The following is a 13,729-nucleotide window of genomic DNA, read 5'->3' as shown; positions in this document are numbered from 1 at the left end:
CCGGCGTGCGGTTCGCTCAAGGCATCACTCCGGCTTGATGGGCGGTCATGGCAGCCATATTCTGATCCAGATGGGCCATGATCCAGACTGAGCCCAGAACCACCAGCGCCACGATCAGCACGCCGAAGGCCAGGGCCAGGACGTTGTTGGTGTTGTCCCGTCCGGTCGTCAGGTGGAGAAAGAAGACAAGATGCACGCCCATCTGCGCGACAGCGAGCACCACCAGGGCCGAAATTACCGCCGGCTGGTAGATCAGGTTGGTCTGAGCCGCCAGGAACGAAGCGATCGTCAGCAGGATGGCCAGGCCGAAGCCAAGCAGGTAGCCAGAGAGGCCCCCCGCCATTTCGTGCTCGGTTATGCGTTCCTCGCCCGGTGCTGAATCGCGGCGGTCTGGCGTCTCGCCTGTCCCGCTCTCGCCCCCGATCTCGGTCATGGCGATGCTCCTAACAGATAAACCAGGGTGAAGATGGCAACCCAGATGATGTCGAGCGCGTGCCAGAAGAGCCCGAAGCAGTGGAGCCGCCGCAAAATATCGGACCGAAAACCCTTGACCCACAGCTGCGCCATCATGGTGCCGAGCCAGAGCAGGCCGAGGGCGACGTGGGTCCCGTGGCAACCAACGAGCGCAAAGAAGGCCGAAAGAAATGCGCTGCGAGACGGGCCTGCCTGCTCGCCGGCCATCGCCGCGAACTCCTGCACCTCCAGGAGCAGGAAGGCTGCCCCGAGCAGGCCCGTAACCAGCAGCCAGAACTGGGTGGCAGCCATCGATCTGCGGTGGCTCGCGAGCGTTGCCAAGCCGCCGGTGAAGCTCGAACTGAGCAGAAGGCCCGTTTGCACCGCAACGCGCGTGGGCTCGAACAGATCCTTGCCGGCCGGCCCGTCGGCGGTTGCCTTGGCGAGCACGGCATAGGCGGCGAAGAAGGCCGAGAACATGATGATGTCGGACAGCAGAAAGATCCAGAACCCGTAGGCAACGGTGACGAACTTCGACGCTGGGCCGCCCTGTCCGTGGCCCGTCGCGGATCTTGCACCATGGCTGCCGGTGCGATTGACCCGGTATTGGTCGCGTGTCTGGCCGTCGGCGCTGATGTCGCTGGTGAAGGCGTGATCGCTCATACCGGACGTTCCCAGCTGCGCAGGAAGGCAAGCCGCGCGGCTCGGCCGTTTCGGTCTATTCGCGCGACCTCATCGGCGGGGATCTCGTAGTCGCCATGATCGCGCCAGGCGAAGACGACGAAGGTGGCGTAGGCGCCGATGAAGCCGACGATCGCCAGCCACCAAATATGCCAGATCAGCGCGAAGCCGATCAGCGTGCTGAAAAAAGCGGTGACGAAGCCTGTCGGGCTGTTGCGCGGCATCTCGATAGGCTCGTACGCGGCCTCCGTTTCCGCGCCCTGCTCCTCGATCCCCCGCTGCTTGATGCTCCAGTAGGGTTCTTCGTTCTCGACGTGCGGCAGCCACGCAAAGTTAAAGGCGGGCGGAGGGGAGGATGTCGACCATTCAAGCGAACGCCCGTCCCACGGGTCGCCGGTCTCGTCGCGAAGCTTGTCGCGATGCCGGATCGAAACCACCAGCTGCATGATCTGCAGTGCGGCGCCGATGATCATCACCAGCACGCCGAACGCGGCCACCACCAGCCACGGTGCCCAAAGATCCATGTCGATGTGCTGAAGGCGCCGCGTCATGCCAAGCAGGCCGACGATATAGAGGGGCACGAAGACCAGCATGTAGCCGACCAAGGTGACCCAAAACGCCGCCTTCCCCCAACCTTCGTGCAACCGGAAGCCGAATGCCTTGGGGAACCAGTAGGTGAAGCCGGCGAAGGCGCCGAACAGCACGCCCGAGATGATGACGTTGTGGAAATGTGCCACGAGGAAAAGCGAGTTGTGCAGCACGAAGTCGGCGGGCGGGACGGCAAGCAGGACGCCGGTCATGCCGCCGACGGTGAAGGTGGTGACGAAAGCCAGCGCCCAAAGCATGGGCGTGTCGAAGCGAACGCGCCCGCCATACATGGTGAAGAGCCAATTGTAGATTTTTACGCCGGTGCCGACGGCGATGACCGAGGTGGCGATGCCAAACGCGGCATTGACGTCGGCACCGGCGCCCATGGTGAAGAAATGGTGCAGCCAGACCATGAACGAGACGATGCAGATGAACATCGTCGCCGCGACCATCGAACGATATCCGAACAGCGGCTTTGACGAGAAGGTCGAGAAGATCTCGGAAAAAATCCCGAAGGCTGGAAGCACCAGGATGTAGACCTCGGGATGGCCCCAGGCCCAGATCAGGTTGACGAACATCATCTGATTTCCGCCGGCTTCGTTGGTGAAGAAATGGAAGCCGAGATAGCGGTCCAGCGTCAGCATCGCGAGCGTGGCGGTTAGGATCGGGAAGGCCGCGACGATCAGCAGGTTGGATGCCAGCGATGTCCAGCAGAACATCGGCATGCGCAGGTACCCCATTCCCGGCGCACGCATCTTGAGGATGGTCGTCACCAGGTTCACCCCGGTCAGCAGCGTGCCGACGCCGGAGATCTGGATCGACCACAGATAATAGTCGACACCGACGCCCGGCGAGTAGGTGGTTTCCGACAAGGGCGCATAGGGCAACCAGCCGGTGCGCGCGAACTCGCCGATGACAAGCGAGATGTTGACCAGCAGGGCTCCGGTAGCCGTCAACCAGAAGCTGACTGAGTTGAGCGTCGGAAAGGCGACATCGCGGATGCCAAGCTGCAGCGGCACGACGAAATTCATCAGGCCGATGATGAAGGGCATTGCCGCGAAGAAGATCATGATCGTGCCGTGCGCCGAAAAGATCTGGTCGTAATGCTCGGGCGGAAGGTAGCCTGGACCGTGGATGGCCAGCACCTGCTGCGTGCGCATCATGATGGCATCGACGAAGCCACGCAAAAGCATGAGCATCGCGAGCACGATGTACATCACGCCGATGCGTTTGTGGTCGACCGAAGTTATCCACTCGCTCCACAGATAGGGCCAATATCCCTTGAGACTTATCCAGCAGAGCACCGCTGCCGCGGCGAGAAACACCGCGAAGGCCGCACCGAGGGGGATAGGTTGGTCGAACGGAATCGCCGACCAATCGAGCTTGCCGAGCATCGTCATTCTCCCCCTTCTGCCTGCTGGTGGTGTGCCATGGCCGCCGCTCGTAACGCCTTCGGGCTGACCTGTGGCTCGCCGCTGCCGGTACTTTCAGCGGGGCCGGGGCCGGGCGGCAGCGTCTGCTGAACAACCGCTTCGAACAGCCCGGGCTGCACGTGGCCGAACGAAGCCGGCGGCAGGTTTGTGCTTTGCCGGGCGAGCTCGCGGTAAGCGTCGGCGTTGAGCACGCCGCCGCCGCCACGCAACGATGACGTCCAGCGGGTAAACGCATCAGGCGAAACCGCGGTCACGCTGAAATTCATGTCCGAGAAGCCGTCGCCGCTGAAATGCGCCGACTGACCGAAATAGCTGCCCTCGCGGTCGGCCTGCAGATGCAACTCGGTCTGCATGCCGTTCATGACATAGACCATGCTGCCAAGCTGAGGCACGAAGAACGTGTTCATCACGCTGGCCGAGGTCAGCTTGAAATGCACGGGAACGCCGGCCGGGATGACCAGCTGGTTGACCGCTCCAACACCCTGCTCGGGATAGAGGAACAGCCATTTCCAATCGAGCGCCACCACTTGGATGTCGAGCGGTGGCTGCGCCGAGGCGATCGGTTTGCGCGGATCGAGGTGATAGGAACCGTAATAGATCAGTCCGCCAAGGAAGAGGATGGTGAGCGTCGGAATCGACCAGACGATCAACTCGATCCGGCCTGAATAGGTGAATTCCGGGTCGTAACGGGCATTGCTGTTGGAGGCGCGGAACTTCCAGGCGAAGGCCAGCAGTGCGATCAGCGTCGGAATGACGATCACCAGCATCACCGCCAGCGAGTTCAAAAGGATCGTGCGATTGCCCGCGCCAATTGGCCCTTGCGGGTCGAGCACGCCCCCCGCGCAGCCGGGCAAGAATGCGGCAGCGGGTATCCAGAGCAGCGAACGCGCCGGCTTGAAGGTGGGTGGCAATGACAGTGGCTGCGCCACGCATCTCGGGGAGGACGCGTCGTGAGGGCACGCGTTCTTCGCGTTTTCCATCTAAGTCTTCCCTGACGCAGAATTCGAGATACGCCCGGTGTCGCCTGCCGCCCAACGAACGCCCTAACTGGCGCCCGTGGCGTTTGTTCCGCCGCCGTCCGTCTTGGGCCGCCCGAGCGGCAAAGCCGGCGCGTTTTTGACAATCTTGAGAGCAGCAGCAGAGCGCTGCGCTCGGACAGGCTCAGCTATTTGGAACCGTCGCCGGCTCGCGCACGAATTTCATTTTCGGCGGCACGGCAAACTCCGTGAACCGATCAGCCAGGCTGTCAAGAGCTTGACGCATGCCCATGCCAGCCGCCGCCGCCCCATGTCCACTGATGACCATCTGCGGCTTCAGCGCGGCCAGGCGCTTCACCGATCTTTCCGCCGCATCCCAGTCCGGCGTGAAATAGCGTGGCGGACCGTGCATCTCGAGATCCTGAACGGCGACCTCATAGACCGACTCCTGGCCCGTGGTGATGAAAGCGTCCCCTACGATCAGCGAGCGGTCCTCCTCGCGCCAGAGCGAGATATGCCCCGGGGCGTGTCCTGGCGTGTGCAGCCACTGCCATCCGGGCATTCCGGGGATCGAACCGTCGGCCGGCAAGAGTTCCAGACGGTTGCCAAGATCGATCGGCCCGCGTGGAAATAGCGGCGAGAGCAGCGCCATCAGGCCACCCCCGACCCAGGGGTCCGGCGGCGGATAGGATGTGGTCCCGTCCAAATAGGGGCGCTCGAGCGGGTGCGCGAAGACAGGCACGTCCCACGTATTCGCCAGGTCCAGAACCGTTCCCACATGGTCGAAATGGCCGTGCGTCAAGATGATCGCAGCCGGCCGCGCGTCAATCCCGAAGCGCTTCTCCGCCACAGCAAGGATGCTGCTCCGGGACGTCGGCAACCCGGTATCGATCAGCACCCATTTCCGGTCTCCGCTGCCCGGTGCGCCGAAGAACACGACATTGACGATTGCCAGCCGCAAATAACCCAGATCCGGTGCGATGCTCCAAGCACCGTCGCCACGATCCTCGCGCCTGGCGTGGTCGATATCGGAAAGTTGAATTTGAACGGTCATGTGATCCCGTGCCTCTGTTGTTTGCCGGGCAGCCGGTCGAGTTAAGCGACGCCGGTGCTACATCGCCCCGAACTTGGCTCGAGCCTCCTTGTTCCTGATGTCGCCAATCGCCACCCAGCTCGCGGCTGGTCGACCACCGGAACAAAGGCTCGGCCAGGCGGTTCGGCTTTACCCCGCTCAGGCAGGATAAGGGGTCAGCTGAGCTGAGCAATGGGACGCGGCTTGCCTGATCGGATCCGGCGTTTTGCCAAGGCAATTCGCGGTCCGAACAGGGCGGCCGAGTTTGAAACCGACTGCCCAAAGGAGACTTCGAATGGACGAAGTGGGACGCACGGACGGGCACGAAGTGGGTGAGTCGGCTCCGAAAGCTTCGCGCTTTGCCAGTTTTTTCATGGCGGGCTTTGAGTGCTCCTCGCATCGGCGCAAGGATGGCGTCCGCCTCGACCTTATTCGTGCGACTTCGCATAATTTGCATGCCCTCGGCGATTACCGGGCCTGCGCCGAACTCGGCCTGCGCACCATTCGCGATGGGCTACGCTGGCACCTGATCGAAACCGCTCCTGGAACCTATGACTGGTCAAGTTGGATGCCTATGGTCGAGGCAGCCCAATCGGCAGGGGTCCAGGTCATCTGGGACATCTTCCATTATGGATCCCCGGATCATGTCGATCAGGGGTCCATCCAGTTCATCGATGCCTATGCCTCGTTCGCGGCGGAAGCCGTGAGGGTGTACCGTTCGATAACCGGAACATCGCCTCTGTTGTGTCCGATCAATGAAATCTCCTTCTTCGCCTGGGCCGTCGAGGTCGGCTATTTCCCGCGCGTAGGGCCAAACAAGCGGGGATGGTTCAAGCGGCACCTCGTCAAGGCTGCCATCGCCGGTGTTCGCGCAATGCGGGAGGTCGATCCGGCATGCGGATTTGTCTGGGCCGAGCCGCTCATCCACATCGCGCCCCGCGACCGGACCCGCGGCGAACGGCGCCGCGCCGAAAACGCCCGACTGGGACAGTTCGAGGCCTACGACATGTTGCTGGGCCGCGTCGAACCCGAGTTGGGCGGCAGCGAGGATGTTGTCGACGCCGTGGGCCTGAACTTCTACCCACACAATCAATGGTACATAAATGGACCGACCATTCCGATGGGGCACCACGAGTACCGTGCTCTGTCGGAAATGCTGATCGAGGTCGCTCATCGATACGGCAAGCCGATGTTCATTGCCGAAACCGGCTCGGAGGGATCGGGCGGGGCGGCTTGGCTCCACTATGTCTGCGACGAGGTGCGTGCGGCGATAAAACTCGAAGCGCCGATCGAGGGTATTTGCCTGTATCCGATAACCGCTTACCCCGGGTGGGATAACTCCCGACATGCGGAGGTGGGATTGTTTTCGGTCATCCAGGCGGATGGCACGCGACGTCTCCGCCAGCCCGTCGCGGACGAACTGGTTCGGCAGCAAGATCTGTTCGCACCAAACCGGACGCGTTGAAGGAGCGGCCGGCAACCAGGCGGGGGCGGCGTTGTGGATGCCGCCCCTGGCCGTTGGATCAGCTTTTTGCGGTCTCCCCCGCCGCGCGCAACTTGGCGTACCGCAGGGTCACGTCGCTCAGATTTTCCTTAAGCCAATCGGCCATCGCTTCCTCTTCGCTCAGATTTTGCTTGAGGACCGTTTCGGCATCCTGGAAGCCGCCGGCCTCGGCGAGCACCAGGAGCGAATTGTAGGCAGCGATCTCGTAGTTCTCGAAGGCGAAATTCGCTAGGCTGTTCTTGATGATCTCGTCGCCTGCCATCGAGTGTCCCATGGCAGCCATGCTGCCAACCATCGACAGGGCCGTGTCCTTGAGAGTCGAGTGCTCTTCATCGAGACCCTCCAGGACCGTCTCGAGCCGAGTGATCTGGCCCTCGGTCTCTTGAATATGCCGGCGCAAGCGATCAGCCACCTCAGGATAATTCTCGATACGCTCGACCTGTGGTTTCATGATCGACAGCGCTTGGTTCTCCATGGCATGGGCGTTGCGCAAGCCAACAATGAATATCGAACGGCTCTCCGAGTTGAAGTTTGTATCCATCGCAATTCTCCTTCTGTTTTCTGCCGCGGTTAATTCAGCTCCCATGTGCGGGAGAACTCGCCGCCAGTCCGGCCAGGGACGTCCTTCCAGTGCCCGCCCATTCCGGCAGACTTTTCTGGATGCGAGCGAAAGTGGCCAGAGCCTGTCCGACCACCTGGTCCATGTTGTAGTAGCGGTATGTTGCCAGGCGGCCGACAAACCACACGTCGGGACAGGCTGCGGAGAGCGCTTCGTAGCGCTTGTAGAGGGCTTCGTTTTCGGCTCGCGGCACCGGGTAGTACGGGTCGCCGATATCCGTCGGGTATTCGTAAGTCAGGCTGGTCCGCGCGTTCTGCTGGCCGGTCAGATGTTTGTACTCCGTGATGCGGGTGTAATCTTGCGTCTGCGGATAATTGACGACGGCAACCGGCTGAAACTGCTCGCGGTCCAGGGTGACGTGCTCAAAACGCAGCGAGCGATAGGGAAGATGCCCAAGCTGCCACCCGAAATATTCGTCGATTGGACCGGTATAGATCATCCGCCTGAACGGAATCTTCTCACGGATTTCGCGGAAATCGGTCTGCAGCATGATCTTGATGTTCGGATGGTCGAGCATGCTTTCGAACATCCTGGTGTATCCGCCGGCCGGCATTTTCTGGAAGCTGTCGCTGAAATAGCGGTCGTCACGGTTGGTCCTGGTCGGCACTCGTGCCGTCACCGACTTGCTCAGTTGACTGGGATCGACGCCCCATTGCTTCCTGGTGTAGCCACGGAAGAATTTTTCGTAGAGCTCGCGGCCCACCGTGCTGACAACGACATCCTCGGCCGTGCGAACGTCCTCCACAGTCTCGCGTCGCGACGCGAAGAATTCCTCCAACTGGGCCGAGGTCAGTTCCAGTCCATAAAGGCTGTTGATCGTGTCGAGATTAATCGGGATGGGAACGAGTTTCCCGTCCACCGCCGCCAACACCCTGTGCTCGTATGACCGCCACTCGGTGAACTGCGACAGGTAGTCCACGATCGCCTGGCTGTTGGTGTGGAAGATGTGCGGACCGTAGCGGTGGATCAGGATGCCGGCTTCATTGTAGCAATCATACGCATTGCCGCCGACATGGCCGCGACGATCTACCAGCAGGACGCTTTCGTGACGCTGCGAGGCTATCCTTTCGGCAAGCACGCTGCCGGCAAAACCCGCCCCGACGACCAGCCAGTCGAACATGGCTAAGCGCTCCTGCGAAGAGGGACGATTTTCTTGCGTTCATGGGCGCGCTCGATGTGAGCCGCCATGGCATTCCATGTTCGCTCCCAGGAGGTATCCGCAAGGTAGGCGTCGACTTGTTGCCGGAGCATCTGGCGCGGTCGCGAAAGAGCCGAGCGGAGCTTGGTTTCCAGATCGTCGCTGTCGGCGATTTCCACCAGCCCGGCAGCGCCGTAGCTGCGCACCACGTCCACGATCGCCGTCGAGACTACCGGCAGCCCCGCCGCGAGGAACTCCGGCGTCTTGGTCGGGCTGATGAAGCGGGTCGCTTCATTGAGGGCGAACGGCATCCAGCCGGCATCCCAATGGCGCAGGTAGTCGGGCAGATCGCGGTAGGCTTTCCCGCCCAGCCAGTGAAGGTTCTCGGCGCGCGGCAGGCTTGCAGCGTCGATCTTGACCACCGGGCCGAGCATGACGAAATGCACGTCCGGCATGGTCTCCGCCGCCTGGGCCACGAGATCGACGTCCAGCCGCTCGTCGATGACGCCGAAATAGCCGACCCTCGGGTGAGGAATGCCGGCCTGATCGGCCGGGTCTTTTCCCGGCTTCCTGGCCTTGTGAAAGTGGTTCACGTCGATGCTGCTCGGAAAGGGATAGATCGCGTGATGCAGGTGGCGCTTGGTCTCGAACAAGCTCAGGCCGCCGGTGAAAACAAGATCGGCGCGGTGCAGAAGCGCCTTTTCCATCTGCCTCAATTCAGGCGGCGCATTCTTGAACGCCGAGAGTTCGTCCATGCAATCATAGACACATATGTCAGGCTCAAGGTACTCCGTGAAGCGGAGAGCCATTGGCGTATAATACCAGGCGATCAGCCGGCTGTGCGGCATAGACGCGATTGTCTGCTGAACAAATCTGCGCTGCACGGCATCTGCTTTCGCGGCCGACGTGCCGACCGGGAGCACTGGTGTCACAATCAGAATGTTTGGCGAGGCCTCGCTCGTCCGCATTAGCGGCTGCGGCAATTCTTCGAAGACAGGTTCTTCAAAGTAGACCACCCTCTGCTGCATGGATGCGAGAGTGAGGATATGCTGCGGGCGTTGATGAACGAAATTCCACCTTAAATGAGAGAAGCAAACCAGTAGATTTTGCCTGCCAGCCTGTTTACTGACGGTTACCCTGCCCAAGGCTGCTTCCATTGAGATATTCCTTTTATAGACGGTGGTTTATGTTGCGACTAACATTTGTTAATCGTGGATGAGGGGGAACTAGACTTCGGTTTCAGCTCCTAACTTTCGGGTAGGTGAGTTGTTCCAAGGTGAAACGGAGAGCCTCGGTCGCCGCTTCGGATTGGACGAATGCAAAGCGCCGGCTGCGCGGAGGCAGACTGGCTGTCTCAAATGGCGGGTCATCGAAACTGCCCGCGACCAAGTTTGCTGGTGGAGAACCGCCTTCGCCGTATTTGCGTTGAACTTGCTGGCTATAAAATGTGCCGGACATCAACTTGATTCGCCCGCAGCTTGGGCGGGTCCGGGGCAAGGGCAAATTCCGGGGCTAAGATGAAGATCGACTTCGATACCAACGTGTTTCCGCTGTTCCATCCGCAAAGCGTGGATGATCTCAAGGACCCATGCCCCGTCTTCGATGGCAGGCTGTGGCATGTGTTCGGCTCAAGCGGGACGGTGACGACCGAGACGTGGAGGATCCTGCACGCCACGGCCCCCGACCTCTATGGGCCTTGGACCGAGCACGAAGCGATCGAGCTTCCCATCAACGGGACCGGGGTCGCGGCTCCGGGCGTCATCCACGAAAGTGGCGTCTTCCATATGTTCATCCAGACCGAGTTCATGAAATCCGGGGGCCGCTGCGAGCATGCGGTTTCCAACGACGGCTTCCATTGGGTGGTTCTCAGCCCGGCCATTCTCGCCATCCCCGACACGGAAGAGGATGGCATCTACGATCCGCATCCGGCCGTCATTGGTGGCAAGCGCTATCTCGTTTACTCTGCCATGCCGAAATTCAACAGGGTGCCGCAGCCCGACATCTATCTCGCACGCAGCCAGTCCGACTCGTGGTTCGGGCCGTGGAAGCGGATCGGCAAGATCCTCGATCACGCTGATGTCCCTCATCACAATACGAGAGAGGACCCCGACTATGAATGGGGCATAGAAGGTGCCCAACTGGTCGAGTTGCCGGATGGCCGCGTGCTTCTGAACGCCACTTGCTTTCTTCCAAATGGCCTTCGTGGGAATCGCCAGCGCGTGTTTTTTGCCATCGCTGACGAGGTTGCCGGACCTTACGTGTCCATAGGCCCGGTACTCGAACCAGGCCAGCCGGGCGAGAACGGTCATTCAACGGTGATGATCGAAGGCAGCCAGCTTTCCCTGTTTTACCAAAGCCGGGTTGCCGCGACCGACCACCGGTGGCGCTACGGCTTGGCCCGATGTGACGTGGCTCTGTTTTCCAAGGTTGCATGATCCTGGTCTGCCGGCCGGCACGACTGCGTTCGACCGGCCGGAGCGGCTGTCGTCGTCGTGCAATTGAGTTCCGTTGACACGAGGCGATCCGTTGCCAGTTCTTTCCAAATTAAACGCCTACCCGGGCGGAACAATGCTTCCGGGCTGAGGTTCGGCTGACTTCAAACGGAGAGTCAGCCATGTATTACACCGACAAGAAATTGCAGTTCCCGGTTCGAGTCGAGACGCCGAACCCAATCTTTGCTCGCGCCTTACAGCAGGCCATAGGCGGAGTGGAAGGCGAAATCCGTGTCGCCTTGCAATATTTCTTTCAAGCGTGGGGGTGCCGTGGACCGGCCAAGTACCGCGACCTGCTGTTGAACACAGCCACCGAGGAGCTCGCCCATATCGAGATGCTGGCGACCGCGGTCGCGCTCAATCTCGAAGGGGCACCGCTTTCATTGCAGGAGGACGTGTCGTCCGATGCGGTCGGCGGCTCTGTCCTCAACGGGATGAATTTCCGTCATATCCTGTCGACTGGGCTCGCCGCCCTGCCGGAAAACTCCAACGGTGTTCCCTTCAATGCTTCGCATGTTTATGCCAGCGGCAATCTTGCCGCCGATATGGTCGCCAACGTAACCGCGGAAGGAAGCGGACGCGTGCTTGCGACCCGCCTCTACAACATGACCAACGATGCTGGAATGAAGGACATGCTGTCATTCCTCATTGCGCGCGACACCATGCATCAGCAGCAGTGGCTGGCGGCGATCGAGGACATGGGCGGCCTGACCGCGTCTCTGCCGGTGCCCAATTCCTTCCCGCAGGAGAAAGAGCGTCAGGACGTATCCTATGCCTTCATCAACTGTTTCATCGAAGGTGTAGCACCGGCGCAGGGACGCTGGAGCGAAGGCCCGTCGATGGACGGCAAGGGCGAGTTCTCCCTGGTGCCCGGCGCACCGATGGGCGAGGAGCCAATGCTTTCGCCGCCACGGCCAAGCTCTGGCGCGCAGAGCGAGCAGATGTTCGACAGGAAGGCAGCCGAATAGTCATAGTCGCAGGCCGAAGGCGGCGGCCAAATGGGGGCCGCTTCCGCTTTGTGCCGTTCGTACTTGTCAGGTCGCGTCGGGCCGAAGGATCCTGGCGCAGACATCGCGAATGAGCTGCGGCAGGACGTCGAACGCATAGCCGACATGCAATCGTTCGAGCGGCGTGTGATAATCGCGTCCCCACGGACCGATGTTGATTGTCGGTATGTTGGCCAGGGCTCGCGTGAGGGGCCAGCGCACGCTGTCTTTCCAGGCTGGTGTGTTGCGGGCGACGACGTCGAGGGAGGACTCGGCCGCTTCGCCAAAGAAGCTCATGTCCGAAATCCCGGCGAAATAGTCCGCGCAGGTGACCACGCTGCCATAGCGAGCCGCTGCCTCGTCGGCCACCTCGACGGCAGCGGCTCGCAGCCTGGCGGCTGCCGGCTGCGCGGAAAGGTTCGTCGGCAGATAGGGAATGGATCCGAAGCCCGTTACGATGGCTGGTCCGGCCAAGCGGCTGAGTTCCCAGGCCTGCTCGGTTATCAATCGGCACTTCTCGGGCAGGGGCTGGTCGCCGGCGGCGATCGAAGCGGAAACAGCTTCGAGCCGCATCCGCTCCGGTTCTTCGAGACGCACCAGCAGAGTCTCATACCGATGGACCGGGATCGATTGCACCATCTCCAGCAGACCTGTTTCGTGCTGAGCGGAGACGCGCCGCCGGAGCTCCTGTAAAAGACGCGAGGCCGCTTCGGCGCATAGGCTGTCGAACCGGTCGAGCACCTCACTGGGCGCCCGGCGATAACTCAGCACATTGAAAGTGGCATGGGCGGTCCGCGGTGTCGTGACATCATACCCCGTCTTTCCGTCCCGAATCCCGAGCAGGCTGGGCGGGGTGCCGGGTTCGGTGCCGCACATGTCGGTGAGCTCGGGCGCCCATTCGATCCGCGCGGCGATTGCCGCGGCGATCGCGCCGGCATTGAGGCCATTCAAGGGAAAGCCGCTATGTGTGGGAACACCAACCACGCAGGCGGCCGGAAGCAGCTTGCCGACGGTTCCCAGAGCGATGACGCGACCCTTGCTGCCGTCGCCATCATCCGCGATCGCATCGAGATTGATCACCGCGAGCAAATCGAGGTCGCGCTCTTTACAGAGTCCAGGCAGCATCTGCGCCGCCTTGCGGGCGCCGGCGGAATTGTTCTCCTCGTCCGGCACTGCGATAAAAAGCAGATTTCCAGCCGGCTTTGCGCTTTCGGCAAATTCGGCGCATACGGCCAGCCCGGCTGCAAGGCCCGTCTTCATGTCGAGAAGACCGCGTCCGGCAAGGAACTCCCCGCCCGCGAAATCATGGTGGGCCAGAATGGCGGCTGGAGCGTTCGCGGCGACGAGGGAACCGTGCAACGCCTTTGTCAACGCGTCGGGCCGAGTGGCCAGAGGCTCCAACTGTCCGTAGTCGCTTGTCCCGACGGTGTCGTAGTGACCGGTCAAGAGCACGGTCGAGCGACCAGTGCCGCGCAGGAGCATCGCCACGCAGTGACGGCCGTCCTGAGGTCCGACCTCGATCGTCCAGACCTCCGCGTTCTGAAATGCCGTCTCCTCTCGGAGTTCCGCCGCCAGCCACGGGCCGAAGGCAGCCTCGCCGTCCGTGCCGGTGACGCTCTTCTGCTCGGTCAACCCGATTGCCCATCGCCGCGCGCGACTGGACAGCGTCTCGATAGGGTTGCGGGTCATTGCGATCCTGCCATTCGGGTGGGAACGGTGGATCCTATCCTGGTCAAGCGATTTCTCTCAAGCGCACTTCGGCGGTGGCTCAGTGGAATCCACTTGG

At 61.5% G+C, this 13,729-nt stretch carries 12 protein-coding genes; 3 read left to right on the top strand and 9 right to left on the bottom strand.

Translation table 11 applies throughout. From position 1 onward, the window contains the following. Nucleotides 1–16: 16 nt before the first annotated feature. The 5 genes from cyoD to LB516_RS00510 form a co-directional block, all read right to left on the bottom strand. Nucleotides 17–433, bottom strand: coding sequence for a cytochrome o ubiquinol oxidase subunit IV (gene cyoD, locus LB516_RS00530; RefSeq protein ID WP_015316420.1), 417 nt, complete (start codon nucleotides 431–433; stop codon nucleotides 17–19). Further along, nucleotides 430–1,116: a cytochrome (ubi)quinol oxidase subunit III gene (locus tag LB516_RS00525; protein WP_140715610.1), complete on the bottom strand. Its 687-nt coding sequence runs from the start codon at nucleotides 1,114–1,116 to the stop codon at nucleotides 430–432. Before LB516_RS00525 ends, cyoD begins: the two co-directional genes overlap by 4 nt. Next, nucleotides 1,113–3,116 carry a cytochrome o ubiquinol oxidase subunit I gene (gene cyoB / locus LB516_RS00520; protein ID WP_224718924.1) on the bottom strand — a complete coding sequence of 668 codons (2,004 nt, stop codon included), beginning with the start codon at nucleotides 3,114–3,116 and terminating at the stop codon, nucleotides 1,113–1,115. Before cyoB ends, LB516_RS00525 begins: the two co-directional genes overlap by 4 nt. Nucleotides 3,117–3,118: 2 nt before the next feature. Then, on the bottom strand, nucleotides 3,119–4,066 hold the full coding sequence (gene cyoA / locus LB516_RS00515; RefSeq protein ID WP_224718718.1) for a ubiquinol oxidase subunit II: 948 nt from the start codon (nucleotides 4,064–4,066) through the stop codon (nucleotides 3,119–3,121). Nucleotides 4,067–4,316: 250 nt separating this feature from the next. Then, nucleotides 4,317–5,186, bottom strand: coding sequence for an MBL fold metallo-hydrolase (locus LB516_RS00510; protein WP_015316424.1), 870 nt, complete (start codon nucleotides 5,184–5,186; stop codon nucleotides 4,317–4,319). Between the two features lie 313 nt (nucleotides 5,187–5,499). On the opposite strand from LB516_RS00510, the gene LB516_RS00505 reads away from it, so the two are divergent. Next, nucleotides 5,500–6,669, top strand: a complete 1,170-nt coding sequence (locus tag LB516_RS00505; RefSeq protein ID WP_181171001.1) for a beta-glucosidase — start codon at nucleotides 5,500–5,502, stop codon at nucleotides 6,667–6,669. Between the two features lie 58 nt (nucleotides 6,670–6,727). On the opposite strand, the gene LB516_RS00500 is transcribed toward LB516_RS00505, so the two are convergent. Genes LB516_RS00500 through LB516_RS00490 form a run of 3 tightly spaced genes read right to left on the bottom strand, consistent with a single transcriptional unit; the run spans nucleotide 6,728 to nucleotide 9,622 of the window. After that, entirely contained in the window at nucleotides 6,728–7,249 is a 522-nt protein-coding gene (locus tag LB516_RS00500) for a ferritin-like domain-containing protein (RefSeq protein ID WP_015316426.1), read from the bottom strand. A gap of 34 nt (nucleotides 7,250–7,283) precedes the next feature. After that, entirely contained in the window at nucleotides 7,284–8,447 is a 1,164-nt protein-coding gene (gene glf, locus LB516_RS00495) for a UDP-galactopyranose mutase (protein WP_224718717.1), read from the bottom strand. Nucleotides 8,448–8,449: 2 nt separating this feature from the next. Beyond that, on the bottom strand, nucleotides 8,450–9,622 hold the full coding sequence (locus LB516_RS00490) for a glycosyltransferase (RefSeq protein WP_224718716.1): 1,173 nt from the start codon (nucleotides 9,620–9,622) through the stop codon (nucleotides 8,450–8,452). 360 nt (nucleotides 9,623–9,982) lie between these two features. Here LB516_RS00490 and LB516_RS00485 point away from each other — a divergent pair, with 360 nt between their 5' ends. Together LB516_RS00485 and LB516_RS00480 are read left to right on the top strand one after the other, a co-directional pair. Beyond that, complete coding sequence (locus tag LB516_RS00485; protein WP_181166253.1) at nucleotides 9,983–10,900, top strand: hypothetical protein; 918 nt, start codon at nucleotides 9,983–9,985, stop codon at nucleotides 10,898–10,900. A gap of 179 nt (nucleotides 10,901–11,079) precedes the next feature. Beyond that, a complete protein-coding gene (locus LB516_RS00480) occupies nucleotides 11,080–11,925 on the top strand; it encodes a manganese catalase family protein (protein ID WP_015316430.1) in 846 nt (281 codons plus the stop codon). A 66-nt stretch (nucleotides 11,926–11,991) separates the two neighbouring features. Here the strand turns inward: LB516_RS00480 and LB516_RS00475 are convergent, their stop codons facing one another. Continuing rightward, nucleotides 11,992–13,632: a M20/M25/M40 family metallo-hydrolase gene (locus LB516_RS00475; protein ID WP_224718715.1), complete on the bottom strand. Its 1,641-nt coding sequence runs from the start codon at nucleotides 13,630–13,632 to the stop codon at nucleotides 11,992–11,994. Nucleotides 13,633–13,729: the final 97 nt, after the last annotated feature.

Origin of the sequence: Mesorhizobium sp. CO1-1-7 (assembly GCF_020164885.1) — a bacterium.
In the GTDB taxonomy this organism is placed as follows: domain Bacteria; phylum Pseudomonadota; class Alphaproteobacteria; order Rhizobiales; family Rhizobiaceae; genus Mesorhizobium; species Mesorhizobium australicum.
Note: the sequence above shows the minus strand (reverse complement) of the source record. Positions and strands in the feature narration are given on the sequence as shown.